Consider the following 25,834-nt stretch of genomic DNA (forward strand, 5'->3'; position numbering starts at 1 on the left):
AAGCCAAAAGCCTCCGCAGACTTGTTCTGCGTAGGCTTTTTCGTTTTGGCCGTGGTACCGGCATGCGGGTGAAAGGTTTAAGCTGTCATTGGTTCTGTTGAAGCTTCCCGATTTCGCTACAGGGCAGCGAGGGAAGTCACAGACTTCCCGACAATGTAGGTCTAAGTTGCAAACTTGAACCATGGGTTTGATTTTGTTGGCATGGGCTTTTTATGCGGAAATGCGTTTTCTGCCTCCCTTCAGTAAAACAGGTCCTTAATGTAAAAGCGGAGTTCCTTCTCCCCGGGGGAGAAGGTTAGGATGAGGGGGAAGAAGCCACCACTTAGAAAAACAGTAACTATAAAACTACCGTAGGGACAGGCCAATACCTGTTCCTACGGTTCCAAGGGGAGGGCACCTGTTTCTCTTGGAACCACCGCTGCCCCTCACCCTAGCCCTCTCCCAGAGGGAGAGGGAATTCCTCTTATCATGCCATTTTACAGAGCCTCTACTTGACTTTATCCCTTCGTTAAGGAAGTACAACCGAACCACAGAACTAAGTTGAAGGCTTGCGCATTGTGGCAGACCTCACAGGTTTTTAAAACCTGTAAGGTCTGCCACCATCCCCTGACGCATTGCCTGTTTCCAGTCTTTCCTTCGAGCGCCTCGCTTTTGGCCCTAGATAGACAATTACTAAGGGGGACAGACAGCGCAGGCCGAAAGGGCAGTGTGAGAAAGGAAGACGGGGCCTAGCGGCCGTGAGCGCTTAGCGGCACCTATGTAAAGAGCCGTACCTGGATCATCGCTAGAAGCGGTACTGCCAGGGGAACTGCAAAAGGCATGCACCCAAAGCATTTTAAGAAAGAAGCAGGAGAGAAGCAGTTTTGGTTGTTGGTGAGAACACCAACAACGGCTAGACGGCTGAAGTCTTTCTACTACTCCATACAAACAAAGAGAGGCTACTGCCAAAGCAATAGCCTCTCTTTTGAAAAAGTAGCAGGTAAATGTATTCTTCTTAAAAGGAAGCCCTTCGCAGCGGAAGGCGTTATTTCTTCTGCTGCTTCGCCCAGTCATCCATTTTCTTCTCCACCAGACGCAACGGCATGGTGCCGTCTTTCAGGAATTCATCATGGAAGGCGGCCAGCTTGAATTGGTCGCCCAGTTCTTTCTCGTATTTCTCCCGAAGCTCCTTGATTTTCAACTGGCCGGTTTTATAAGACAAAGCCTGGCCGGGAATGGCCATGTAGCGTTCAATTTCGGCAATAGCGCCTTCCTCTGAGATCGCCTCGTTAGCCATCATGTACTGGATGGCTTCCCCGCGGGTCATGCCTTTGGTGTGCATGCCTACGTCTACCACCAACCGGATGGCGCGATGCATCTCATCGCCCAGGGCGCCCATGTACTGGTAAGGGTCCGTGTAGAGGCCCAGTTCCTTGCCCAACGACTCAGTGTAAAGCGCCCAGCCTTCGCCGTAGGCGCCGTACCAGCTGAACCTCCGGAACTTGGGCAGGTTCTCGTTTTCCTGTTGCAGCGAGATCTGGTAATGGTGCCCGGGAATGGCCTCATGCAGGAACAACGACTCCATGCCAGAGGTGGTGTTGAATTTAGTGGCGTCTAAGATGGGCAGGTAGAAAATACCCGGACGCGTGCCATCTGGGGAGCCCTGGTTGTACTCAGCGGAAGCAGAGGCAGCCCGGAAGGCTTCGGTCTGGCGGATTTCAAACGGGGTTTTGGGGGTACGCCCGAACATCTTCTGAAGGTTGGGCTCAATCTTAGCTTGAATACTCCTAAAGGCGTTTAACACCTCTTCTGGTGTTTTATAGGGCGTGAATCGGGGATTGGTGCGCAGGTAAGTGAAGAACTGCTCCATGTTTCCTCTGAAGCCTACCTGGTCTTTCACCTTCTGCATTTCTGCAGTAATACGCTTTACTTCCTGCTGCCCGGTTTTGTAGATTTCGTCAGGTGCCTTATCTGTGGTGGTCCAGTACTTGACGTAGTAGGTGTAGAGGTCCTTCCCGCCGGGCACATCATTGATCCCGGTGGTGGTGCGGGCCTTGGGCAGGTATTCCTGCTGCAGGAACGTAGCCAGTTTCTGGTACGCGGGCACCAATTGGGTGCTGATGGCTTGTTGATAGGCCTGGGTCAGGCGCTGACGGTCGGCGGCCGGAACCTCACCCGGAAAGTTCTGGATTGGGCCGTAGAAAAGGCTTTTGGTAGGATCAGAAACCACCATGCTCTGCATCTGGGGAATCATCTTGACCACCAGGGGGCGGGGCAATACCACCCCGGCCGCCATTCCCTGCCGGAAGTTGGCAATGGCACTGTCGGCCCATACGGTGAAACCCTGTACGCGGCCCAACCAGTTCTCATAGTCTTTGGTGGTCTTGAACGGTTGATTTCCGGTGCCGGCGCCCAATTGGCCCATGGTGAGGGGCAGCCCCCAGAATTGCTGGAACGGGATCATCCAGGTGTTCAGCTTAAGGCCTTCCAGCCGGGTTTCCAGCTCGTACTCAAAGATGTCATAGCTGATCTGGTCGTTGGCGTTCAGGCTGGCGCGGTCAAACTGGTGCAACTTGTCCAGGTGCTGCTGGTAGAAAGTCTGGAGGCTGTCCCGGAAGGCTTGGGTATTGTCGTTGGGCAGCAGGTGGTTGTAGCGGTTGTCGCCCTGTGCGGTGGCTTCCAGGGGGAAGAACCGCAGGTTCTGATCCCAGTAGGTTTCAAACATGGTAATGAGCTGCTGGTTGGGCCACACGTTGGCGGCCGCCCCAGAATCTGCTTTCTTTTGACAGGAAAACAGCACGCCGGCCAATGCGGCCATGAGCAAAATTTTCTTCATAGGTTTTGTTTGAGGGTTGGAATAAAGGACAAGATAAAGAATTGTTGGAGGTAAACGTGCTTCTGCATCGGCTTGCCTTTACAAGAGGATTAGCCCCTAAGTGCCTGTTTTTAGGGGGATTCCCGAAAATCAGGGGGAAAAAAGACTGCTTTCTTTCTGGTCCTGCCAGAGGACGGGGAAGGAAAAAATTGCCCCAAAAGAGGCCATGACTTTCTGGTGGAGTCTTTGGGAGTAACCGGTTTTTCCTATCTTCAAGTCTCAAATGGGGCACTCCCATTCCTTAATCTTAAATCCTAATACCTACTTAATACCATGCAGGCTTACTTAGATTTGATGCGTCACATTCTGGACAACGGGGTGAAGAAAGAGGACCGGACAGGCACCGGTACCCTTAGTGTGTTTGGCTACCAGATGCGGTTTAACCTGCAGGAGGGGTTCCCACTGGTGACCACCAAAAAAGTGCACCTCAAGTCCATTATCTATGAATTGTTGTGGTTTCTACGCGGCGAGACCAACGTGCGGTGGCTGCAGGAGCGGGGGGTGAGCATCTGGAACGAATGGGCCGACGAAAACGGGGAGCTGGGGCCGGTATACGGGTCGCAGTGGCGGTCTTGGCCCACACCAGACGGCGGGCACATTGACCAGATTGCCCAGGTGATTGACCAGATCAAGCGCAACCCAGATTCCCGACGCCTTATTGTGAGTGCCTGGAATGTGGCCGAGGTCAACAACATGAAACTGCCGCCCTGCCACGCCTTCTTCCAGTTCTACGTGGCCAACGGCAAGCTGTCATGCCAACTCTACCAACGCAGCGCAGATGTGTTCCTGGGTGTGCCCTTCAACATTGCCTCCTACGCGCTGCTTACCATGATGGTGGCCCAGGTGTGCGACTTGGAGCCCGGCGAGTTCATCTGGACTGGCGGCGACACGCATCTCTACACGAACCACCTGGAGCAAACTCAACTCCAGCTTTCCCGCTCCCCAAAACCCCTGCCCAAGATGAAACTGAACCCAGCCGTGAAAGACATTTTCGGGTTTGACTTCGAGGATTTTACCCTGGAAGAGTATGAACCTTGGCCGGGGATTAAGGCGCCGGTGGCGGTGTAATGTATATGTCTCAACTCTATAATATAGGTCCAATAACCGGAGGAGTTCCTGATATATGATGGTTAGGCTTTATATTAAATAAGAAATGTTCTTTGGAAGAAAAGATAGAGAACCTGTATTTGAATTAGAAGGATTTGGCTTACTAGAATTGAATCCCGACAAAAGCGATAATGAATGGTTTGGGGTCGTTCAGAATATTTCTAAAAGTCATACTGTAGAATTAACGATTGAGGTAGAGGGAAATTCTCCGCCCTCAAGTAAACAGATAGAATTTTTAAATCAATTTTCTGAGAATATTGAAAACACAGAGCAAGCTATTTATAAACACATCTATGGTTGCTTTGCAGGTACAAAGTGGCAAAGAACTGAGAAGGAATTAAAAAGAATGTATTTCCTTTCAGCCTTAGTGCTCAAAAGAAAAAGTGAAGATGTATGGATTACCTTTGAGCCTAATTTTGACGTGCCGACGATTTTTAACTACTTTTTTCGGTTCACATTGAGTAACAATAAAATATTTTGGAGCAACCATAACTAAATACGTAGCTCAATAACATGTAAACGCAAGGATCGACCGCCGGCCTCTGCCGCCGTTTACACAAGTACGTTTGGACCTACTAAAATGATAATTTCCTTCGATTTGGATGATACCTTGATTCCTCTAAGTGATACCGGCTTTCCTACGGAGCAAAGAAACGTCTTGCAAAAAATATTGGGAGTAGAGCGAATAAGATTCGGAGCAAGTGATTTGATTAGACATCTCAAGAACCAAGGTCATAAGGTTGGTATTTATACCACCTCTTATAGGCCTAAATTAAAATTGAGGCTTCACTTATTAACTTATGGAATTAGCCCCGACTTTATAATTACTGAAAAAGAGAATAGACGTGAATTAGCAAAAAGACACATCAGTTGTTCTAAATATCCACCTGCATTTAAGATTAATTTACATATTGATGACTCACCTGGCGTAGAACGGGAAGGGCATAAGTTCAGCTTTCAGACTATTATTATTAAAAAAGATGATACTGAATGGTTAAATAAAATAAAAACAGGGGCTAACGGCCTCTTATAAAAACCATGCTTCGGCCGACGGCCTTTCTCGTTGTTTAACCCAGAGGTGAGCGGGTATCCTTAAAACAGAAACTGAATTTGAAAGAAAAGAAACGATACGAAATTCTAGAATCATTGCCAGCCTACGGACCGATGTACATACCCGTGACTGGTGATGACGAACCTTTCTTTTCAGAAGGATTTGCTATTCGATTCTACCAATCTGACGGGAATGAATGGGTTGCTAACTTTAAACCGGGATGGACGAATTTCAAGGGAGTTTTTGATTTGAGGGACAGCCAAAACATGCTAGTTATTGCTGGCGGGACTTGCTACCTAATGAATCCTGACCAGACAAAACCTATTTCTGTTTTTGGTTCTGGCTATGTTGATTCAATAAGTAATTTAGACGGCCGGCTCATTCTTCAGGACCAGGTTGACCTAACCATCATGGAGACCAATGGAGAATACTGCTATAGTGAAAGAATTTCTTGGGACGGAATGAAAGACCTTAAGCTTGAGAATAATGTTGTCATTGGACTCTCCTATGACCCAATGAATGAGGAAGATCAATGGGTTGAATTCACTTATAATATTGACTCAAAACTGTTAACAGGTGGCAGCTATAACAGATATAAAATTGAGAAAAAACCTTGGTGGAGAATAGGTTAAGCAAGAAAGTTCGGCCCACAGGCAAACTTTTGCTACGCCACAATTTAGCCGAGTTCGTTAATGGTAAGTCGCATTTAACGCTACAATCGCAATAAAATGGAAAAGAAAGACTTGACTACCGTGACTGTTGAGACCTCTGTTCAGGCACCCGTAGAGAAGGTGTGGGAACTTTGGACTGCCCCAGAGCACATCACGCAATGGAATTTCGCCACCGATGCCTGGCATTGCCCATCGGCGGAGAATGATTTGAAACCCGGCGGGCGCTTTGTCTGGAGAATGGAAGCAAAAGACGGAAGCTTCGGGTTTGACTATTCTGGTACCTATGGCCATGTAGTGCCGCATGAAAGTATTGAGTACAGGCTGGATGACAACAGACAAGTGACCATAACCTTTACGGAACTGGGCCAGGAGACTAAGGTGGTGGAGACCTTTGAGGTAGAAGACCTGAATTCGCTGGACCTGCAAAGATCTGGGTGGCAAGCCATCTTAGAAAACTTTAAAAAACACACAGAAGCCAAATAACCACCTCCGGTAGGGCCTCACCTTGACTTCTTCCGTGGAATAAAATCTCTTTCCCACCAGTGCTGTCACCAACTGATCCTTTAGATATGAGGGTAGACCTAATGGTTATCTTTCTAGTATTGGCTATTCCAGTTTATCACCTTTTACTTTAGGTGTTCAGAAAAGCAGGAATAGGCACGGCCTTGCATAGAAAATCCTTGGTCTTACTTCCTACGGCCGTTCTTACTCCCTGCCTTTATGGAGTCGTGATGTTGCTTCTGTTTCCTGCTGTTTCTTATTATCCTGAGCAGTCTTTTAACCAAGCGGCTTGGAACGCAGAAGCGGAGGAAAGATATGAGATGTCCGGGGATATAATCAAACGACAACTTTTGATAGGGGAATCCTGAAAACCCAAACCTTCCGAAGGAAGAATGGACCGTCTTTAGGTGCATCTTTCCCCAGTGGGATTGGCGGTCATCAGAAAACAGAAACCCGAATAATTAAGAAGATCATGTCTATTACAACAGACCAGGAATGGGAAGGCATGGAGAAGGTAAGCCAGGCAGTGGCTACTACTCTGAAGGAAATGAGACGGTTTGCCCAGCCCGGCATGTCTACAAAACAAATAGATGAATTCGGCGGACAGTTGCTTCAATCTTTGGGGGCGAAATCTGCGCCAGCGTTGGCCTATGGCTTTCCGGGGTGGACCTGTATCAGCGTGAACAATGAAGTAGCCCATGGTATTCCTTCTGCTACCAGAATATTACAGGAAGGAGATCTGGTGAATATTGATGTGTCTGCGGAGTTAAACGGCTTCTGAGCCGACAATGGCGGCTCTTTTGTGGTGGGGCAAGACCTGCACCAGCATCAACAGCTGGTAGATGCCTCTAAATGGATTTTGAAAAAAGCCCTGCAAACCATCAAGGGCGGAGTTCGCATTGCAGAGGTAGGCCGGCTCATAGAAACCGAGGCAAAAAATTCAGGTTACAAGGTCATCCGAAATCTGACTGGGCACGGCATTGGCAGAAAGCTGCATGAAGAGCCCAGTGAGATTGCCAACTACTATGATCGCTTTAATACGACCAGGTTCAAGGAAAACTCGGTCGTGGCCGTGGAAACGTTCATTTCTACCAATTCTACCATGGCCAATACCTTACCAGACGGTTGGACCCTGGTGGGGAACAAAGGCGGTTTTGTGGTGCAACATGAACATACCTTGGTAGTGACAGATGATCAGCCCATTATCCTCACCCACCTGAATGGTATTTGGGAGTAGCCTGAATGGAACGCTGTCAGCTAAAGAGAAGCGGCATATAATGGAGTTAGACCAGATCTTGGATTGTATTCACCCTTTGCCCAGTGCCTCTAAAGATATAATGAAAGGGCACTTGGCAGAAGTCACCTATCCCAAAGGCCACCTATTGATAAGGGCGGACCACATAGAACCAAACCTCTATTTTATCAAAAAAGGGATTGCCCGCGCTTTCGCGTATCAAGGGGGAGAGGAGGTGACGTTCTGGTTCGGGAGGGAAGGGGACCCGGTCATCTCCATGAAGAGCTACATTGAAAACCAGAAGGGGTATGAAAGCATTGAGCTGTTGGAAGAGAGCGTGCTGTACGAGTTGAAAGCAGTTACCCTTCAGAAGCTCTTCGTGGAAGACCTGCACCTGGCCAACTGGGGAAGGCGTTTTGCCGAACAAGAATTGATCAAGACAGAAGAACGCCTGATTTCCCGTCAATTCCGAAGTGCCTCTGAACGCTACCAGCAATTACTAAGGGAAAACCCAGACCTGGTGCAGCGGGTACAGTTAGGGCATATTGCTTCTTTCCTGGGCATTACCAGGGGAAGTCTCAGCCGGATCAGGGCAGAAATCAGGTAATTTCTGGTGGTTTTTACCATTTGGTAAATCAAATCTCCGCTCTACTCCTGACCTTTGGGGCAAAAAAAGTATGAACTGGATTATCCTCATTATTGCTGGTTTGTTTGAAGTAGCGTTTGCTTCTTGTTTAGGCAAAGCCAAAGAAACTACCGGAAATGAAATGTATTGGTGGTATGGCGGGTTCCTCGTTTCCCTGACCATAAGCATGGTCTTACTCATGAAAGCCGTACAGACCTTGCCCATTGGTACGGCCTACGCCGTCTGGACGGGGATTGGAGCCGTAGGAACGGTCCTCATGGGTATCTTTTTCTTTAAAGATCCGGTGACCTTTTGGAGAATCTTCTTCCTTTTTACGCTTATTGGCTCCATCATCGGCTTGAAATCAGTGTCGCATTAAAAGAACAATTCTTGTGCTGCTCTCTTTATTGTCAGCGCGAAGAGTCATATCATTAATTTTCCCAGGAATTAACCAGGTACCTAATTGATACCACCTTCCGCAAGCATTCCTCGCCATGTCCTCCCTACCATTGTCCTGGCTCAGTTTGCCTGCACCTCCCTTTGGTTTGCGGGGAATGCGGTGCTGCCTAACCTTGTCCCGCAGTTTGGGTTAGGTGCGGGTTCCTTGGGACATCTAACCTCGGCGGTGCAGTTGGGCTTCATTCTGGGCACGTTGGTGTTTGCCGTGTTCACCCTTTCAGACCGGTTCTCGCCGTCTAAGGTGTTTCTGGTTTGCGCGGTGGCGGGGGCAGGGTTTAACCTGAGCCTCTTGCTAGCCGAAGGCTTTACTACCTTGTTGCTGTCCCGGTTTGTGGCGGGTTTCTGTTTGGCCGGCATTTACCCGGTGGGCATGAAAATAGCGGCAGATTACCACCAGAAGGGTTTAGGAAAAGCCTTGGGGTATCTGGTAGGAGCCTTGGTGTTGGGTACGGCGTTTCCCCATTTGCTCAAGAGCCTCACCCACGGGCTGCCGTGGCGGTACGTTATCTGGGCTACCTCGGGCCTGGCCTTGGCTGGAGGAATTGCCCTGGTGGCGCTGGTCCCTGACGGCCCCTTCCGAAGCCGAAGCACCCGGCCAGATTTCCGGGCCTTTTTTCAGATTTTCCGGCAAAAGGAGTTCAGGGCGGCGGCCTTCGGGTATTTTGGGCACATGTGGGAGCTGTACACCTTCTGGGCCTTTGTACCGGTCCTGCTGGCCCTTTATGCGGAAGCGCACCCTACAGTAGAACTTAAAATCTCCCTTTTGTCTTTCTGGGTGATTGGGGCGGGAACGCTGGCTTGCATTTTAGGTGGCTATATAGCCGAAAAGGTGGGAAGCGCCAGAACGGCCTTCGGGGCATTAGCAGTGTCTATGGTCTGCTGCCTGTTGTCGCCGTGGTCCTTTCAGTTGTCCTTGCCGCTTTTTCTAGGCTTGCTGGTGGTCTGGGGACTGGCCGTGGTCATGGATTCCCCGCAGTTCTCTACGCTGGTGGCGCAGGCGGCCCCGGTGCAAGCCAAAGGCACAGCGCTGACCATTGTCAACTCTATTGGGTTTGCCATCACTATTGTCAGTATCCAGGTGGTGCGGAGCCTGCAACCGGAAGTACCAGCCAGGTTCTGGTTCCTGATTCTGTTTGTTGGGCCCTTGCTGGGCCTGCTGGCCATGCGGCGCCTGCTGCGGAGGCCTGCGCGGTAAGGTGATTGCATCTAGGGAAACGAAAAGTCTTTTCAAGCCTGTTTTTCTGAAAACAAGGGGAAAAGGACAGTTTCGGCGTCACCCACTGGGGCGCAGATCTACTTCCGGGAGTTTGGAGACGCCACCTTTATTATTGTTTTCCATTAGACTCAGAGTGGTTTAGAGCCTTGTTTTAAATAACCTGATGAAAACCCCCACTTTGGCGCGGATTTACTTCCGTGCCTGACGATACAAGCAGTATAAAGGCTCCCTTCTTTAAACCTGACTTGAAAAGGAAGCCAGCCGTTCCTTCTCCCTCAGGGAGAAGGTTAGGATGAGGGGAAGAAGTCTCAAATGAGATTAGCCTTGGCCATGCATCATTTGACTTTTAATAGAAATGTAGTTCAAAATGGGTAGGCTATTTCCATGGAGCGCCGCTGCCCCTCACCCTAGCCCTCTACCAGAGGGAGAGGGAATTCCGTTATCATACGCCTTTTCCTGGAGTCTCCTTTGTCTTTTCATTTGATAACCGTTAGTTACGGAAGTAAATCCGCGCCATAGCAGAAAATGCTTTACGGTTTCCTGATCGCCTCTCAAATTACCATTTCACCCAAATACCAAGGAAACCTCTAATGCCGGAACAGCAGGGTGAAGGTGGTTCCTTTGCCTTCCTCAGATTGTACCTGAATGGTGCCTTTGTGCAGCATGATGATCTGCTTGCACAGACTCAGGCCAATGCCACTGCCGTTTTTCTTGCTGCTGAAGAACGGGATGAAGATTTTCTCCTGTATTTCTTTGGGCATGCCTACGCCGTTGTCGGTGACCTTGAGGACTACTTTGCCGTCAGCGGCGGAGTAGGCCGCCAGGGTGATTTGAGGCTCCGGTTGTTCTTTTACCGCGTCCATGGCATTTACCAGCAGGTTGATGAGTACCTGGTCCAGCAGGTTGGGGTCGGCTTCTATGGTGAGGTGGGGTTCATGCAGGAGCAACTGCAGCGAGATGTTCTTCTGGGCGAGCGAGGGGTGCATGAGCCGGCGCAGGTTCAGGAAAATGTCTTCCACCAAAAGCTTCTCCTGGTGCAGGTGGGTGATTTTACTCAGGTTGCGGTAGGTTTGGGCAAACTTCAGCAGGCCCTGGCTCCGGTATTTAATGGTGCTGATGCCTTCCTCCAAATCTTCCAGGTCATGGGAAGAAACCCCACCCACCACGGTGGCCTGGAGGCGGTCTTTCAAAGTGTCAGCGAGGGAGGAGATGGGCGCAATGGAGTTCATGATTTCATGGGTCATCACGTTAAGCAGCTTTTGCCAGGCCTCAGACTCGGTTTCTTCCAGGGCATCGTTCACGTTCTGGAACGCTACCAGTTTGTACCGCCGGCCCTCGTTCTGGAAAACCGTGGCGCTCAGCATGAACTTATAGGTGCTTCTTTCCAGGCTGGGCGTCTGGATCAAAACAATCTTGGCCGGGCCCGGTGCCAAGGCACAAATCTGGGCGTAGAGGCTGGGGTCCCTTTTCTCCAGCGTACGCACCGACCGCAGATACGGCACCTGGAGCAGTTTCTTCAGCGACTCGTTCAACAGCACCACCTCGCCGCTTTCCAGGTCATAGGATAAGATGCCGGTTTCCACCAGTTCCAGGATGCGTTGCAGGTGCTGGTGCTGGGTTTCTTTCTCCTGATTGATGGCTTTGAACGTGGTGTTGATCTGGTTGAAGCCTTTGCGCAGGTACAGCAGTTGCGGCGAGGTAGGCTTTTCGCTGAAATAGCGGGAGAAGTCGCGGTACTGGATGGCCTCAATGAACAGGTTCAGTTCTTCCTGGGCCTTTTTCAGGAAATGGTACAGCTCATACACCTGGAACATAAGCAGGGGCACCAGGAACACCAGCAACTCGGCCCAGCCGTTCACCAGTGCCACTGATGGAGTGCTCAAGGTCACCAGCAGCAGGAGCACCCGCAGCAGTAACTTTCCCTCGAAGTTCTTAAAGCTCATATTTTCCCAGTCTCCGGTACAAGGCGGTGCGGGTAATGCCTAACTCCTTGGCCGCTTTGGTCATCACCCCGTTATGTTTCTCCAATACTTTAATGATAGTAGCCCGCTCCAGTTCTTCCAGGTTGGTGGCGGTGGGCAAGATGCTTTCCGGCTGCACCGATTCAATAGGGGAGAAGATGATGTCCCGGGCATCCAGCGCCTGGTCATCGGCCATGATCACGGCACGCTCCATGGCGTACTGCAGTTCGCGCACGTTTCCCGGAAAAGAGTAGTTTTTCAGTTTCTCTATGGCCCGGGCGGTGAGGTCTAGCGGGCCTTTGAAATATTTTTCGGCGTAAAGGGCCATGTAGTGGCGGGCCAGCAGCAGCACGTCGTTGCCCCGTTGGCGCAGGGGCGGCACCAGAATCTCCACGGTGTTGATGCGGTAAATCAAGTCTTTCCGGAACCGCGCGTCGCTGGCCAGATCTGTGAGCGACACATTAGTGGCACACAACAGCCGCACATTAACGTTGATGGGCTCATTGGACCCCACCCGAATCACCTGGCGGTTCTGCAGCACGCTCAGAAGTTTGGCCTGCTGCTGCAAAGAGATGTTGCCGATCTCGTCCAGGAAGATGGTGCCTTTGTCGGCGGCTTCAAACCGGCCGGCGCGCTCTTCGCGGGCATCGGTGAAAGCGCCTTTCTTGTGCCCGAACAGCTCACTCTCAAACAGAGACTCGGTGAGGGCACCTACGTCTACTTTCACAAACGGCTGGTTCGCCCGCAGGGAATGCTGGTGGATGGCTTTGGCAATGAGTTCTTTCCCGGTTCCGTTCTCGCCCAGAATCAGGATGTTGGCATCAGTAGGGGCCACTTTCTTGATCTTGTAGAAGATGTCTTGCATGGCCTCAGACTCGCCCAGCAATTCAGGAGCCGTCAAAGAGCCACTGGAGCTTTGACCATTTGCTTTGGGGCTTTTCTGCTTGCCGCTCACAGCCTCTTGCAAGGTGGTCAGCAGCCGCTCGTTGTGCCAAGGTTTAACCACGAAGTCATAAGCCCCCTCTTTGAGCGACCGGATGGCTAGGTCAATGTCGCCGTAGGCGGTGATCATGATCACGGCAGCCTGCGCTTTGAGCCGTTTGATTTCCTTGAGCCAGAAAATACCTTCGTTGCCGGTATGGATGGAAGCGGCGAAGTTCATGTCCAGCAGGATCACGTCAAAGGCGTATTGCCGCAGCAGAGACGGCAGGTTGGCCGGGTTTTTCTCCGCCACAATTTCCTTCACCTGCGGCCGCAGAAGTAAGCGTACCGCCGTCAGCACATCAGGGTCATCATCAATCACCAGAACGGTGGCTTTCTTCAACTGCATGGGTTTCTACTTTGGAAGGTGGGTGACCATAACATCATTCTATGGGATTAGCCTTTAAGTCCCTTTAGAACCTATTTTCTTAAAAGAAGCGGAAAAAGCCCAGGGTTGCACCACAGAGCAGGGCGTAAATAGTCACGGGGGGAAGCCTGTTCCGGGCTTAGCTAAAAAACGATTATTATGCCATTCTTGCAACTGCTTGAACATTAATGTTTTTGGCGCCTTTGACGGTGCCACCCCGTGCGAAAACGCACACCTTCAGTGCGGATCTGCACAGGTTTTTCTGGAAGTAATTTCATAAGTTGCTGAGAATAAAGCAGAAATGGCTTTGGCATTTCTTGTGCATTTTCCTGAAACGACCTCCAAAATGAGTTGCTCACTGCCAGAAGTGGATGATCAGAAGTCCGTGACGGGAAAGCGGAGAAGCGGCTTCAAGGGAATAAGGTAAGGGCGGTAGGTCCGGCGTTAGATTAACCATTGCCTTCTGGCGGCCTCAGGTTTTCCAGGTGGATTTCATAAAAGACCCTTAAAACAGACGCATATGTTCCAGAATTACTTTAAAGTAGCCTATCGTAACCTCATCAGGCACAAAGGGTTTTCGTTCATCAACATAGCCGGATTGGCCCTGGGTATCACGGCCTGCCTGCTCATTGGGTTGTTTGTGGTGGATGAGCTGCAGTATGATAAGTTCCTGCCGCAGGGCGAGCGGGTGTACCGGGTGTATAACCAGGTGAGCTCAGAAGAAGCCAATGACGTGATCACCAGCGTGCCGCCTATGTTTGGCACCACCCTTCAGGAAAGTTTTCCGGAAGCGGAGACGGTGGTGCGGATTCTCATGCAGCAATGGGACGCCCAGAGCCTGGTAGAGGCCGGAGACCAACGGATCTATGAGAAAGGCGGTCTGGCCGCTGACCCGGGCTTCTTCCAGGTATTTCCCTTGCCCTTTGTGTACGGTTCGCCAGAGAAAGCCTTGGAAGATCCTACGTCGGTGGTGGTTTCTGATAAGTTTGCCCAAAAAGTGTTCGGGAACGGTGACCCGGTGGGCCAGAAGGTTTCCATCAACAAGCAGACCCTGCTGGTGAAAGGCGTGTTCGCCAGCAATCCCAAATTCCATTTGCCGGTGAACTACGTGCGGCCCCTGGCGGCCATGGAGCTTCCCCCGGACCGCATGAAGAACTGGGGCTGGCAGCAGTTCTACACCTATGTAAAGGTCAAGGAAGGGACAGACCCTGCCTTTATGCTGGGCAAATTCCGGGAACTGGTGAAAAAGCAGGTAGACCCGGAAACAGAGAAGCCCTTCAAGTACGAGCCCTTCTTCCAGCCGCTGCACCAGGTGCACCTGTACTCCGCGAGTTTCAAGTTTGACCAGGCCATCCGGGGAAACATCACCTATGTCAAGGCCCTGAGCATTATTGCCGCCTTCCTGTTGCTCATTGCCTGTTTCAACTTTGTGAACCTGTCCACGGCCAAATCATTGCAGCGGGCCAAGGAGGTGGGTATCCGCAAGACCATCGGCGCCAGCCGGAAGCAGTTGTTGTTGCAGTTCTTGTCAGAGACCTTGCTGCTGACGTTGATCAGCGTGGTCTTCGCGGCGGCGCTTACGTCCCTGTTTCTGCCCTGGCTCAACACCTTCACTGAGAAAGAGATGACGTTCAACGTGTTCAGCCAACCTGCTTTGTTGCTCCTGCTGCTGGCCCTGGTGTTGGTGGTGGGCATTCTGGCGGGCCTGTACCCGGCCCTGGTGCTGGCCGGTTTCAAGCCGGTGGCGGTGCTGAAAGGGGCCGCTGTGAGCGACGGTGGTCCGGGCAAAACGCCCTGGCTGCGGCACGGCCTCATTGTGGTGCAGTTTGCGCTCTCCATCTTCCTTATCATCAGTGCCTTGGTGGTGTACCGGCAGGTGGAATTCCTGCACAACAAAGACCTGGGCTTCAACAAGGACCAGATCCTGTTCTTTCCCATGCGCGGCGAAAACATGTTCACCAACTATGAGACCTTCAAGCGGGAGTTACTGAAATCGCCGGGCGTGGCCAACGTCTCCATTGGGTACGGGTTTCCGGGTGACGCCACGGCCGGCGATGCCATAGAGGTGCTCAAGAACGGGGAGTGGGTGCACCATTCGGTGACGCAGCTTATGGTGGACCATGACTACATCAACACGTTGGGCCTGCAGATGGTAGCGGGCCGTCCGTTCTCCAAAGACCGCCCCACCGACAAAGACGCCGCGTTTATCATCAATGAGACCGCCGTGCGCGACATGGGATTCGGAACCCCCGAGAAAGCCCTGGGCCAGAAGATGGAGTGGAAGGTGTGGTCAGACAAGCCTGATTCCCTGAAGCGGGGCGAGGTGATTGGCGTGGTGAAGGACTTCCATTTCAAGAGCCTTTTTGACAAAGTGGACCCTACCGTGTTGCAGATTTTCCCGGGAGCCAACTGGAAAGTAGCCGTAAAACTGAAGAGCGACCAGGTGGAAGGGGCCATGAGCCATGTCAAAAACGTGTGGGATGATTTCTCGCCGGAGTACCCCATGGAGTACAAGTTCATGGATGAGAACTTCGAGGTCATGTACAAGGCAGAGGACAAGCTGAGGTCGCTGCTCTGGATCTTTACGGGACTGGCTATTTTTGTGGGGTGCCTGGGCTTGTTCGGGCTGGCGGCCTACGCGGCCGAACGCCGGAAAAAAGAGATCGGGATCAGGAAAATCCTGGGCGCGGAGACTTCTTCCATTGTGACCCTGCTTTCTAAGGATTTCCTGAAACTGGTGCTGATTGCCGGGTTACTGGCCGTGCCCCTGGCCTGGTACGCCATGAGCAAGTGGTTGGAAGACTTTGCCTACCGCATAGAGATTCCCGTCTGGGCCTTTCTGGCCGCTTTTGCCCTGGCCGCCCTGGTGGCTTTCCTCACCGTCAGTTACCAGGCCCTCAAAGCCGCCACCCTCAATCCCGTGAAAAACCTAAGAATGGATTAAGGCTGTGGAGCAGAGTGGGTCTTTTACTATCCCTGACCTTGCTACAAGTTAAAGATGTGAAGTAGTTGTTGTCTGATAAGCTATTAGTGACAAGTAGGTTATCTTGGTGGTGGTAAACTTTTGTCATCTAGGGTTATCAGCCTATTTTAAGGCTCATCGTCTGGGTTATTGTTTTTCTACTGCTTTCAAAATGAAGGATCTAATTGTTTGGCTGGGAGGCAGGAGGTGATAAAGGTAATAGGTGCAAGATGCCAACAGAAAATCCTATTGGAATTGGGACAGAACCTATTTCTGGGGGGTGGGCTTATCGTGTTGTTGACCTTCTGGTTTCTTCTTTCGTACATCAGGGATACCAAAAGAAGAAAATTCACCACAACAGCCTTTAACCGATAACCGATATGGCCAAGGAGAAGAGAATTTTAAAAGCAATGTATGCCGTAGTGAAAGACCAAGAAAATCAAACCAGCTGGCCTATTGATGCCGCCGCTATCTCAGAGAAAACCCCTGGCCTCTCTTTGGGAGAGATAGAGCAGGAGATACGGGATCTGAGCCTCAAGAAGCTGGTGGAACTGGACCAGAGCCCGGAAATGATGCTTTTCTGCCGCCTCACCCCACAGGGGCTGGAAGAAGCGCAACGGGCGGCCCAAGAATAAGGGAATTGAAAGAAGCTTGAAGAGAGCTGGTGTTGCCCCGTTTTGGGTTTGTTTCTAGGAAAGCAGGCCCGAAACCGGAGGCGGAAAAGGAGAGAAGCTATTGAAATGCCTCCAGGGGTAGGGCTAACTCTTGACCCGTCATCACAAAAAAGAAATTCTGGAGCTGGTGCACATACTCTACCGGGGCACTGGTGGCAATGTAACCGCCATTGAACACAATCTCCTTGTACTCAGGGTCTAGAGCCCATTGGCTCAACTCCTGGAATGTGTATTCATGCTCCAGTTCATTATAGGTAGCGCCGGAAAGCCATTCCACCGTGAGGGGCATGGGCTCAAAGGCGACTTCCTGGCCTTGTAAGATAGAGATGAGTTTGGGTACGTCCAGGGCCACGGGTTTCCCAGCCTCCAAAACGATATTCCCTAACCTAAGTTCATTCGCAAACATTTTGCAATATAAGATTATTCATTCCATGGTTAAAATTTAGCTTGAAAACAGGCAACTATTCCGCCTCATTCTCAGGGCTGATGGTTTTAATTGGTGATGCTTTTTATGCGGTATTCACTTGGAATAAAGCAGTTTTAAGGAATTCAGCCACCCAAGGAAAAGCAGTGAAGCGGCACTTCTTTTTCCTTGGTTTGATCAAACCCAAAGGTGTTTGTCTGCTGCGGCCTTCCTGCGTTTTAGGCCTTGTTTCGCAAAAGCAGGCTGAAAAGGCACCTGCCCCTTCTGCGGGGAAATAAATTATTACTCCTAATGGAGAGTCCTGTGCAACGGTTTGGTTTTTCTGGTGTCTATCTTTTAAAGTGCCTCACCAGAACCCGATCTTCTAACATAAACGTCTAAATTTTCTTCTCCTATGAAAAAAAGAGCCCTCTTTTTGCTGGGACTGGTATGCCTTTGCCTGAACTTTTTTGGGGCGGCCTGGGGGCAAACCACACCACCAGCCCCTGCGGTCACCGCGCCCGCCGCCACCGGGGCCATCTCTGGCCAGCTCACCGACTCACTTACGGGTAAGCCCTTTGAATTTGCCACCGTGGCGTTGCTGCAGAAGGGTACCAACACCGCCGTGGGTGGCACTCTCACAGATGCCCAGGGCCGGTATTCGTTCCAGAACGTGGCCTTTGGGGACTATGTCTTGTCGTTCAGCTTCATTGGGTACAAAACCAAAACAAGTCCGGTGGTGACCGTGGCACCAGGAGCGCCAGAGGTGCGGGTGGGGGCCATGAAGCTCTCCCAGGCTACCACCAACCTTAAAGAAGTGACCGTGACTGGCCTCAGGCCCCGCATCACGCAGGAAGCCGATAAACTGGTGGTGAGCATTGAGGGCACGGCCCTGGCGGCGGGCCGAACGGCCTTTGATGTGTTGGCTAAGTCGCCGGGCGTGTTTGTAGACCAGGACGGCAACATCCAACTCAACGGCCGGGGAGGGGTGACCGTGATGCTGGACGGCAAGCTGACCTATCTGTCGGCGACGGATCTGCGCAACCTGTTGCAAAGCATGTCAGCGGAGAACATCAAGAACATTGAGATTATCACCAACCCCTCGTCCAAGTATGATGCCGAAGGGGTGTCGGGTATCCTGAACATCAACCTGAAGAAAAACGAGCTGCGCGGAATAAATGGGAGCGTGTTTGGCACGTCCACCTATAACTTCAAGCAGGTGGCGGCCACTGTGGGCGGCAACATGAACTACAAGGCGGGTAAATGGAATTCCTTTATGAGCCTGGAGTACCAGCGCCGGGCCTATAACCGCGACGGTACCTTTACCCGGGTGTTCTTCCAGGAAGAGGAGACCACCTATTTTAACCAGGAGGCCTTCGGGAAAAGCAAGAACCTGGGCCCGCCGGTGCTCCGGTTGGGCACGGACTATACCCTCAATGACAAGCACAGCATTGGCGGCATGGTTTACTTTAACCGCAACACCCGGTGGGAAGACTTCAATACCGAAACCTTCATCGGCAACGCCCCGCAGCAACCAGATCAGTTCATCAAAGCCAATAACTATGTCACCAATACCTTTACCAACTTCACCACCAATCTGCATTACGTTGCCAAACTAGACACCCTGGGCTCCACGCTCTCCGCTGACGTGGACTTTGTGAAGATCACCAATGCTGGGCACTCAGATTTCTTCAACTACTTCGGGGCCGTAGACCCTGCCCAGCCCATTACCCAGGATTTTCTGCACGCCAACTCAGACAACGGCTTTGACATTTACTCGGGCAAGGTGGATTTCGCCAAAAAGCTGAAACGGCTGGGGAAACTGGAACTGGGCGCCAAGGCCAGCCGGGTGGTGTCTGACAACGATTCCAGGTTCTTTTTCAACAACCAGGGCCTGGTGCTGGACCCCAACCGCACGAACCACTTTCTGTACAGTGAGAATATTCTGGCGGCCTACGTGAACTGGAACCACAAACTTGGGGAACGGTACACGGTGCAGGCGGGCCTGCGGGCCGAGGAAACCATTTCCAAGGGAGAACAGCTGACTACGGGCCAAGTAACCAAACGTGATTACCTGAATTTGTTCCCCAGTATTTTTGTGCAGCAGAAGGTCTCTGAGAATTACCAGGTCAGCTACAGCTACAGCCGCCGCATCCAGCGCCCCAACTACGGCAACCTCAATCCGTTCATCATCTACCGCGACCCTTATACCTACTGGCAGGGCAATCCGTACCTGCGCCCGCAGTACACCCACGCCCTGGGCATCACGCAGACTTTTAAGAAAGACTACAACCTGGTGTTCAACTACCAGCGCCTGCAAGACGTGATCTCTGAACTCCCCTTCCTGGACGTGGAGAACGCCACCACCATCTACACCGTGGGCAACGTAGACAACTCGCAGAACTTCAGCCTGGCCGCCATTGCCCCCATCAAAATCACCAAGAAGTGGGACACCAATAACACCATGACCGTGTCTTACAATGAGTTCAGGATGATGGTAGACAACGTGCAGGAAGTCAACTCGCAGGTGTTGTATGTGCTGCAGACGAACCATAACATCCTGCTGCCCCTGGGCGTGCAGATGGAAGTGAATGGGGTGGTGCGGAGTGCGGGCGTCTCAGGCCTGTACAAGATCGCGCCCATGTGGTGGGTGCATCTGGGCTTCAAGAAAAGCTTCCTGGACAAGAAACTGGACCTGAGCGTGAACGCGAACGACATCTTCAGAACCTACCGCCTGCGCTTTGACGCCCGCCTGGGCCGCAACATCAATGACTTCGACCAGTATTTCTACAACCGCAGCGTAGGCGTGACCCTGCGCTACAACTTCAGCCGCGGCCAGAAATTCGATCCCAAACGCCGCACCAACAGCCTGGATGAATTGAACCGCACCTAATAGAAACAAGCCGGAAACGCCTCTGGTCTTGGTGGCCTCTCCCTGCGCTCTGCTTCCAGAGAACAGAGAGAGGCTTTTCTTTTGGTTTCTGGGCTATTTTTGTGAATAGGCCCTTAAAAAAGAGGCGGGGTCGGGCAAAAGGCCTTTGGGAGACCGGTTCCTATGCGAACATTATTCTTAAGTTTGCAGAAAGAAATACGTTTTGCCCGGGCGTGCCGGGCGAAGGGAAACCAGCATTCCACAGATGATTAGAGGCTTCTACATTAGAGAGGGGGAGATCCATTGGGAGAAGAATCCAGAGAATTTGGTAGCCCCCGGCAAGGGCCGCACTATTTGGGTTGACTTGCAGGCCCCCACTGACCATGAACAGCGGGTGGTGGAGGAGGAGTTCGGGATTGAGTTCTTCACCCAGCAGGAGGCCGCCGAGATTGAGAGCTCCTCGCGCTACTTTGAAGACGACGACATCTTTGAGGCCAACAGTGCCTTTGTGATGCACCATGACGGATCTTACAGCACGCGGCAAGTCTCTTTCATCCTGAAGAACGACATCCTGTTCACCCTGCGCCGCACCGAGATGAAGTCCTTTGCCGAGGCGGTACGCAAGCTGAAGACCATCAGAAGCGCCACCACCAAGGCCTTCCAGATCTGGCTTCTGCTCCTGGAAACCCAGATTGACTATGACGCCGATTTTATTGAGCTTCTTACCCGTACCACCAATGTGGTGAGCAAGCGGCTGGTGAAAGAGCAGTCCATTGAAGAGGAAGTACTGCTGCGCATCACCGAACTGCAGGAAAACACCATCCTCATACGGGAGAGCATCGTGGACAAGCAGCGGCTGGTGTCGTCGTTGTTGCGCAGTTACGCCGTAGATGAACCCGAGAAAGAACGCCTGCGCACCATTATCAAAGACATCAACTCGCTTTTGCAACACACCCAGTTCAGCTTTGAGCGCCTGGAGTACCTGCAGAACACCTTTCTGGGTCTGGTGAACATTGAGCAGAACCAGGTCATCAAGATCTTCACCGTGATGACGGTAGTCTTCATGCCGCCCACGCTTATTGCCAGCATCTACGGAATGAACTTTGAGGTGATGCCCGAGCTGAAATGGGTGGCCGGTTACCCCTTCGCCCTGGGTATGATGGTGCTTTCGTCTCTGTGTTTCCTGTGGTACTTCAAACGCAAGAAGTGGCTCTAGGCTTCCATGGCTTGAGTTAACCGTAAGTACCTTGCTTCCTGCGTCTTCCTTTCACCTGCAAAGGGAGGAGGGGATGATTGTTCGCGCAGCAGACTTTCATCTCCGGCTTCCAAGGTTGGAAAGGGACACCAGTAAAAGCAGGGCATTTTCTTCTATTTCCTCTCTGGTTCTACTTTATCACTGGTTCAAGTTTTCAACTTGGACCTACCATTACCGGAAGTTTGGGGCTCCGTGAGGCGATAGCCTCAAAATTGACTTTTGGTGTCTCTACCCCAACAAGAATTCCTGAGTCTGAATCAACCCCTGCCCCATTTTGAGTGGAAATGTTGATGGGGAATATTTTAAATATAATTTGTTGTTTAACAGAGAGTTGTATTGTATTATATATTTGTAAGCTTCATGTAATGGAAGGGACTGAGGTGAAACAAAGGAAAGGCTAATAGTAATCTTCCTGTTCATCCTCCTCTTCAGAACCAAAATCCTCTTCCTCCTCCGGCAATTCTTCGTCCTGGTGATCGGGTAGTAATTGGTGGATCAGGTCCTGGTGGCGCGGATCAAAGATCAGCTCACCTTTGAGCAGGAACCGGTTCGCGTTCATCATCACCTCATAGATGGGCGTGTGAATGTGCTTGGGGATCTTGAGAATCCGTTCGTCGCGTTTCTGGAACGGAGGCGCTACTTTGGCGTCAAACAGGTAGGGGAGCAGCGTCTTGGAGCAGCTCAGGGCAATGCGATGGATCTGGTAGTGCGCAAAATATTCCTGCAGCCGGCCGTTGATGTTCTCAAAGAACTCCGCCGTTTCGCCCAGCCGCACGCGGGAACCTGCGCGGGACTTTCCCTTTGTCTTGAGGTACTTGATCTGGCTCTTGCCCTGCTTCTTGCGCACCATGTACGACCTGAACACTTTGTGGTGCAGGTTCACCCCATCTTCAAAATAGCCTAGGGCGCAATTGCCCGCCTGGATCAGCAGAATCACGTACTGGACCGGGTCTTCCTGCACAGGTTCCAACTGCGCGTTCAACGCCGAGAAAGGCAACGGCAACCGGAACACCACCTGCTCGTTTCCCTGAGCATCTGAGACGACTACGCGGTGCTTTTCGTGGTCATAGGTGGTCGGCAGGGCCAGGGCCTTGAGGTTCTGCAGCACCTGCGCCGCCGTTTCTCGGGAGACAAATTGGTTCATAAAGACATGTAACGGAATTTCCGCGCCGCGAAGATGCACATTGTTTCGCGAAGCGGGGAGAAGAAACGCCCTGGCCTGTTAGCGCCTGTCGGTTTAGAGCTTTTTTCCTGAAAACAGGCTGTTTTCTACTTTGGGCTGAATGGCCGGTTGGATTGCCTTTTTGGGCGTAAACTGCGTATCTTTCCTTCTCTCTTACCCCTTAACCCAGACGCGTATGTGTGGCCGCTATTCCTTCAGTAAGAAAAAAGTACCCCAAGAGCATCGGTTCACTTCCAAGCTGGAGGGGTTGGTGTTCTCCCCTAATTTCGATGCCCGTCCGTCGCAGCAGATGCCGGTCATTCTCCCGGAGGCCGCCAAAGCCATGATGGCTACCTGGGCCTCCCCGGAGAAAGAGCCCGACGGCAAGCCCACGCTGCCTTTCAACGTGCGGCAGGAGAACCTGCTCTACATCCCGCGGTTCCGGGAGTTGCTGCCCCGCCACCGGTGCCTTATTCCCGTGGACGGCTTCTTTGAGTGGAAGGAGTTGGAGGAGGAGGAAGAACCGGAAGCACCTGCGCCTGCGCCTGCCGCTGATCTGGGCCTGGATCTGTTCGGGAACCCCATCCGCAGCAAAGAAGAGAAGGCCCGTTCCCGCAAGCCGAAACCCCGCAAGCAGAAATACCGCTTCACCCTGAAAAACGAGGAGCCCTTCGGCCTGGCCGGCCTCTGGCGGGAATCCCTGAATCCGGGTACCGGCGAACTGGTGGCGCATTTCAGCATCATCACTACCCAGGCCAACAACGCCGTACAGCCCTACCACGACCGCATGCCCGTGATCCTGACCCCACAGAGCGAAGAGATCTGGCTGGACAACAGCCTGGCTGAGAAGCAATGGTACCACGTGCTGCAACCCTATGACGCCAAGCAGATGAAGGTAATGGCCATTGATGAGGCAGAAAGCATCTGGGGCAATTATGTGGCGCCGGCGTTGAATTCAAAATGACACGGTTGTAGTTTTGTTTTAACGCCTGTTTCCTAAAATAGCCCTTTAGTTGGCTTTTGGGGTATTGATAGGAAGGATGTCCTTCTGCTAGTCCAGCTGCCTTAGCTGAATTTGTGATTTCCTGCCGTTGTTGGTGTTCTCACCAACAACCAAGACTGCGGCTCCTTACTACTCATTCCACTTATGGCTGTTCTGTGCACGCCTTTTGCTTCTGCTGGCGTAGCAGACGCTTTTAGCGAGGCCCTTATGCTGGGTATTTCCATAGCTGCCCTCCGAGCGCTCATGGCCGCGAGGCCCCGTCTTCCCCTCTCGCACTGCCCTTTCGGCCTGAACTGTCCTTCTCTCTTATTGATCATTTATCTAAGGCCAAAAGCGAGGCGCGCTCGGGAAAGACTGGAACAGGGGAATGATTGTAAATGCGGTGATATGGAACCCTGTAGAGACCAGGCACCGCCTTGTCTCTCACCCATTTCCTTCTCTTGTCTCTCACGCATCGTATCTTTTGCTCGTTCGCATTTCCTTCTCTTGTCTCTCACGCATTGCTTTCTTTTGCTCTCGCGCATTCCTTACCCACATTTAGATTCATTCCTTTCGTCCTTGTTACTTACGCTTAGCTTTTGCTGCCCTGCAAAAGCAAATTTCCTTTAGGGGCAGGCAATATTCTGTCGTCTACTGTTCGGGAGTTCTACTCCTAAACCTGCCTGCTGCGTAATTTCACTCCGCCAAAAACCATCAGCGAACACAGCGGAATACAACTTCTTTACAGATCACTTCCGAAGCTCTAGAAGAGCCGCGGCTTTACTTAAGTGCCTTCCATTTCCTTATCCCTCTTTCAAACTTAGAATGGCCACTCGTGCTAACGCTGAACTTCTATTTCTGACCTTGTTTCCGTGATTCACCATGAAGATTAGAGGTGCCTATGAGAATAGCAAAAGCATCTTATTGCTAAGTTATTTAGTAAATTTGTGAATAAATACTTCTTATATATTTAGCTTTTCTATGTCTTAGTTCCGTATTTGCTAAAAATATTAGCTATTAAAAGGTTCTTGGTTTTAGCTTTACCGGAAGAGGATGATGACAGAAGACAGCCGTACCATTGCCCATTTAGATTTAGACACCTTCTTTGTATCTGTGGAGCGATTGCGCAACACGCAGCTCCAGAACAAGCCCATCATCATTGGCGGCCTCTCTGATCGGGGCGTGGTGGCCAGTTGCAGCTATGAGACCCGCTTCTTTGGGGTACACGCGGGCATGCCCATGAAGATGGCCCGCCAGCTCTGCTCTGAGGCCATTGTGCTGCGCGGCGACATGGAAGCCTACAGCCAGCACTCCAAACTGGTCACCGAGATCATCGCCGCCAAGGCCCCCGTCTACGAAAAAGCTTCCATTGACGAGCACTACCTGGACGTAAGCGGCATGGACAAGTTCGTGGGTACCTGGAAATGGATGCAGGAACTGCGGCAGACCATCATACAGGATACCGGCTTGCCTATTTCGTTTGGCTTGTCGGTGAACAAAACAGTGTCCAAGATCGCCACCGGGCAGGCCAAACCCAACGGGGCGCTACAGGTAGCCCAGCCCCAGGTAAAGCCGTTCCTGGCCCCGCTCTCCATCCGGAAAATACCAGGGGTGGGGCAGAAGAATTACCAATTGCTGCGCAACATGGGCATTCCCACCATTGAGGTGCTCACCATGATCCCGGTAGAGGTGATGCAGCGGGTGCTGGGCAAGGAAGGCGTGCACATCTGGGAGAAAGCCAACGGCATTGACCGGGCGCCGGTGGTGCCGTACACCGAGCAGAAGTCCATGAGCACGGAGCAGACCTTCGCCACCGATACCACCGACCTGGCCTTCCTGAACAGCCTGCTGGTGTCCATGACCGAGGGACTGGCTTTTGACCTACGGCAGCAGGGCAAGCTCACCGGCTGCATCACCGTCAAAATCCGCTACGCCAACTTCGACACCCATACCCAGCAGATTTCCGTGCCCTACAACGCTGCAGACCACCTCCTCATCAGAACCGCCAAAGAACTCTTCCGGAAACTCTACAACCGCCGCCTGCTCATCCGGCTCCTGGGCGTGCGGTTCAGCCATCTGGTGCAGGGCTTCCAGCAGATAGACCTCTTTGAAGACACCGCTGAACTAGCCAGCCTCTACCAAGCCATGGACAAAATCCGGAACCGCTACGGCGAAACAGCGGTGAAGCGGGCGGTAGGGTGCTGATTTATTAATGTGCTGATGTGCTGATTTTGATTTGAAGATTTGGAAATTTGAAGATGGGAGGATTTGAAAAGTCGAAAGGCATTTCTCAGCCTGTTTTCTGAGAAGTGACCCAAAACGTGAAAAGCGGTATCCCCTCTCCCTGGAGGGAGAGGGCTAGGGTGAGGGGGCAGCGGTGATGCCAAGGCAAAGGCTTTTCCAGCGCAAACCACCAGCGAAATAAGCCCTGAGGGAATAGCATTAGTGCCTAAGCCAAGGCTGTTCAATAGTGGAGTATTTCCCTGAGCAGGCGGCC

At 51.7% G+C, this 25,834-nt stretch carries 20 protein-coding genes and 1 pseudogene; 16 read left to right on the forward strand and 5 right to left on the reverse strand.

The genetic code is table 11. The features are described 5' to 3' along the window. Window positions 1-1,024 precede the first annotated feature (1,024 nt). Entirely contained in the window at window positions 1,025-2,815 is a 1,791-nt protein-coding gene (locus tag FOE74_RS17075; RefSeq protein ID WP_149099847.1) for a DUF885 domain-containing protein, read from the reverse strand. 312 nt (window positions 2,816-3,127) lie between these two features. On the opposite strand from FOE74_RS17075, the gene FOE74_RS17080 reads away from it, so the two are divergent. From FOE74_RS17080 to FOE74_RS17120, 9 genes and pseudogenes are all read left to right on the forward strand, one after another. Further along, window positions 3,128-3,922 carry a thymidylate synthase gene (locus tag FOE74_RS17080; protein WP_149099848.1) on the forward strand — a complete coding sequence of 265 codons (795 nt, stop codon included), beginning with the start codon at window positions 3,128-3,130 and terminating at the stop codon, window positions 3,920-3,922. An 85-nt stretch (window positions 3,923-4,007) separates the two neighbouring features. Then, a complete protein-coding gene (locus tag FOE74_RS17085; protein ID WP_149099849.1) occupies window positions 4,008-4,457 on the forward strand; it encodes a hypothetical protein in 450 nt (149 codons plus the stop codon). Between the two features lie 84 nt (window positions 4,458-4,541). After that, complete coding sequence (locus tag FOE74_RS17090; protein WP_149099850.1) at window positions 4,542-4,994, forward strand: HAD family hydrolase; 453 nt, start codon at window positions 4,542-4,544, stop codon at window positions 4,992-4,994. A 77-nt stretch (window positions 4,995-5,071) separates the two neighbouring features. Then, entirely contained in the window at window positions 5,072-5,644 is a 573-nt protein-coding gene (locus FOE74_RS17095) for a hypothetical protein (protein ID WP_149099851.1), read from the forward strand. A 96-nt stretch (window positions 5,645-5,740) separates the two neighbouring features. Next, entirely contained in the window at window positions 5,741-6,166 is a 426-nt protein-coding gene (locus FOE74_RS17100; protein WP_149099852.1) for an SRPBCC family protein, read from the forward strand. A 490-nt stretch (window positions 6,167-6,656) separates the two neighbouring features. Then, window positions 6,657-7,421: pseudogene (gene map / locus FOE74_RS17105) on the forward strand (type I methionyl aminopeptidase). Window positions 7,422-7,461: 40 nt separating this feature from the next. Beyond that, window positions 7,462-8,025 carry a Crp/Fnr family transcriptional regulator gene (locus tag FOE74_RS17110; protein WP_149099853.1) on the forward strand — a complete coding sequence of 188 codons (564 nt, stop codon included), beginning with the start codon at window positions 7,462-7,464 and terminating at the stop codon, window positions 8,023-8,025. 70 nt (window positions 8,026-8,095) lie between these two features. Next, on the forward strand, window positions 8,096-8,422 hold the full coding sequence (locus tag FOE74_RS17115; RefSeq protein WP_149099854.1) for a DMT family transporter: 327 nt from the start codon (window positions 8,096-8,098) through the stop codon (window positions 8,420-8,422). A gap of 84 nt (window positions 8,423-8,506) precedes the next feature. Beyond that, the gene (locus FOE74_RS17120) at window positions 8,507-9,697 is read left to right on the forward strand and encodes an MFS transporter (protein WP_308422720.1); all 1,191 of its coding nucleotides are present in this window, start codon (window positions 8,507-8,509) and stop codon (window positions 9,695-9,697) included. A gap of 608 nt (window positions 9,698-10,305) precedes the next feature. Here FOE74_RS17120 and FOE74_RS17125 read toward each other — a convergent pair. Further along, window positions 10,306-11,661: a sensor histidine kinase gene (locus tag FOE74_RS17125; RefSeq protein ID WP_149099855.1), complete on the reverse strand. Its 1,356-nt coding sequence runs from the start codon at window positions 11,659-11,661 to the stop codon at window positions 10,306-10,308. After that, window positions 11,651-13,009 (reverse strand): sigma-54-dependent transcriptional regulator, encoded by a 1,359-nt coding sequence (locus tag FOE74_RS17130; RefSeq protein ID WP_149099856.1) that lies wholly within the window; start codon window positions 13,007-13,009, stop codon window positions 11,651-11,653. Before FOE74_RS17130 ends, FOE74_RS17125 begins: the two co-directional genes overlap by 11 nt. Window positions 13,010-13,547: 538 nt before the next feature. Here FOE74_RS17130 and FOE74_RS17135 point away from each other — a divergent pair. Together FOE74_RS17135 and FOE74_RS17140 are read left to right on the forward strand one after the other, a co-directional pair. After that, on the forward strand, window positions 13,548-15,971 hold the full coding sequence (locus tag FOE74_RS17135) for an ABC transporter permease (protein ID WP_149099857.1): 2,424 nt from the start codon (window positions 13,548-13,550) through the stop codon (window positions 15,969-15,971). Window positions 15,972-16,399: 428 nt separating this feature from the next. Beyond that, a complete protein-coding gene (locus FOE74_RS17140) occupies window positions 16,400-16,624 on the forward strand; it encodes a hypothetical protein (RefSeq protein WP_192576631.1) in 225 nt (74 codons plus the stop codon). A 97-nt stretch (window positions 16,625-16,721) separates the two neighbouring features. On the opposite strand, the gene FOE74_RS17145 is transcribed toward FOE74_RS17140, so the two are convergent. Then, a complete protein-coding gene (locus tag FOE74_RS17145) occupies window positions 16,722-17,069 on the reverse strand; it encodes a hypothetical protein (protein ID WP_149099859.1) in 348 nt (115 codons plus the stop codon). 41 nt (window positions 17,070-17,110) lie between these two features. On the opposite strand from FOE74_RS17145, the gene FOE74_RS17150 reads away from it, so the two are divergent. The 3 genes from FOE74_RS17150 (at window position 17,111) to corA (ending at window position 21,154) form a co-directional block, all read left to right on the forward strand. After that, window positions 17,111-17,365, forward strand: coding sequence for a hypothetical protein (locus tag FOE74_RS17150; RefSeq protein WP_149099860.1), 255 nt, complete (start codon window positions 17,111-17,113; stop codon window positions 17,363-17,365). A gap of 116 nt (window positions 17,366-17,481) precedes the next feature. Further along, window positions 17,482-19,959 (forward strand): outer membrane beta-barrel family protein, encoded by a 2,478-nt coding sequence (locus FOE74_RS17155; protein ID WP_149099861.1) that lies wholly within the window; start codon window positions 17,482-17,484, stop codon window positions 19,957-19,959. A 244-nt stretch (window positions 19,960-20,203) separates the two neighbouring features. Beyond that, on the forward strand, window positions 20,204-21,154 hold the full coding sequence (gene corA / locus FOE74_RS17160; protein WP_149099862.1) for a magnesium/cobalt transporter CorA: 951 nt from the start codon (window positions 20,204-20,206) through the stop codon (window positions 21,152-21,154). Between the two features lie 436 nt (window positions 21,155-21,590). On the opposite strand, the gene FOE74_RS17165 is transcribed toward corA, so the two are convergent. Next, window positions 21,591-22,337 (reverse strand): hypothetical protein, encoded by a 747-nt coding sequence (locus FOE74_RS17165; protein WP_149099863.1) that lies wholly within the window; start codon window positions 22,335-22,337, stop codon window positions 21,591-21,593. A gap of 214 nt (window positions 22,338-22,551) precedes the next feature. On the opposite strand from FOE74_RS17165, the gene FOE74_RS17170 reads away from it, so the two are divergent. Both FOE74_RS17170 and dinB read left to right on the forward strand, forming a co-directional pair. Beyond that, on the forward strand, window positions 22,552-23,319 hold the full coding sequence (locus FOE74_RS17170) for an SOS response-associated peptidase (RefSeq protein ID WP_188686903.1): 768 nt from the start codon (window positions 22,552-22,554) through the stop codon (window positions 23,317-23,319). A 1,071-nt stretch (window positions 23,320-24,390) separates the two neighbouring features. Beyond that, entirely contained in the window at window positions 24,391-25,542 is a 1,152-nt protein-coding gene (gene dinB, locus FOE74_RS17175; RefSeq protein ID WP_225840863.1) for a DNA polymerase IV, read from the forward strand. The last annotated feature ends 292 nt before the right edge of the window (window positions 25,543-25,834 follow it).

The organism is Rufibacter glacialis (assembly GCF_008271745.1).
Taxonomy (GTDB): Bacteria; Bacteroidota; Bacteroidia; order Cytophagales; family Hymenobacteraceae; genus Nibribacter; species Nibribacter glacialis.

Bases quoted from the DNA above. Each gene is read 5' to 3' on its own strand.
- FOE74_RS17075 (WP_149099847.1), bottom strand. From the start codon at position 2,815: ATGAAGAAAATTTTGCTCATGGCCGCATTGGCCGGCGTGCTGTTTTCC.
- FOE74_RS17080 (WP_149099848.1), top strand. From the start codon at position 3,128: ATGCAGGCTTACTTAGATTTGATGCGTCACATTCTGGACAACGGGGTG.
- FOE74_RS17085 (WP_149099849.1), top strand. From the start codon at position 4,008: ATGTTCTTTGGAAGAAAAGATAGAGAACCTGTATTTGAATTAGAAGGA.
- FOE74_RS17090 (WP_149099850.1), top strand. From the start codon at position 4,542: ATGATAATTTCCTTCGATTTGGATGATACCTTGATTCCTCTAAGTGAT.
- FOE74_RS17100 (WP_149099852.1), top strand. From the start codon at position 5,741: ATGGAAAAGAAAGACTTGACTACCGTGACTGTTGAGACCTCTGTTCAG.
- FOE74_RS17110 (WP_149099853.1), top strand. From the start codon at position 7,462: ATGGAGTTAGACCAGATCTTGGATTGTATTCACCCTTTGCCCAGTGCC.
- FOE74_RS17115 (WP_149099854.1), top strand. From the start codon at position 8,096: ATGAACTGGATTATCCTCATTATTGCTGGTTTGTTTGAAGTAGCGTTT.
- FOE74_RS17125 (WP_149099855.1), bottom strand. From the start codon at position 11,661: ATGAGCTTTAAGAACTTCGAGGGAAAGTTACTGCTGCGGGTGCTCCTG.
- FOE74_RS17130 (WP_149099856.1), bottom strand. From the start codon at position 13,009: ATGCAGTTGAAGAAAGCCACCGTTCTGGTGATTGATGATGACCCTGAT.
- FOE74_RS17135 (WP_149099857.1), top strand. From the start codon at position 13,548: ATGTTCCAGAATTACTTTAAAGTAGCCTATCGTAACCTCATCAGGCAC.
- FOE74_RS17140 (WP_192576631.1), top strand. From the start codon at position 16,400: ATGTATGCCGTAGTGAAAGACCAAGAAAATCAAACCAGCTGGCCTATT.
- FOE74_RS17145 (WP_149099859.1), bottom strand. From the start codon at position 17,069: ATGTTTGCGAATGAACTTAGGTTAGGGAATATCGTTTTGGAGGCTGGG.
- FOE74_RS17155 (WP_149099861.1), top strand. From the start codon at position 17,482: ATGAAAAAAAGAGCCCTCTTTTTGCTGGGACTGGTATGCCTTTGCCTG.
- corA (WP_149099862.1), top strand. From the start codon at position 20,204: ATGATTAGAGGCTTCTACATTAGAGAGGGGGAGATCCATTGGGAGAAG.
- FOE74_RS17165 (WP_149099863.1), bottom strand. From the start codon at position 22,337: ATGAACCAATTTGTCTCCCGAGAAACGGCGGCGCAGGTGCTGCAGAAC.
- FOE74_RS17170 (WP_188686903.1), top strand. From the start codon at position 22,552: ATGTGTGGCCGCTATTCCTTCAGTAAGAAAAAAGTACCCCAAGAGCAT.
- dinB (WP_225840863.1), top strand. From the start codon at position 24,391: ATGATGACAGAAGACAGCCGTACCATTGCCCATTTAGATTTAGACACC.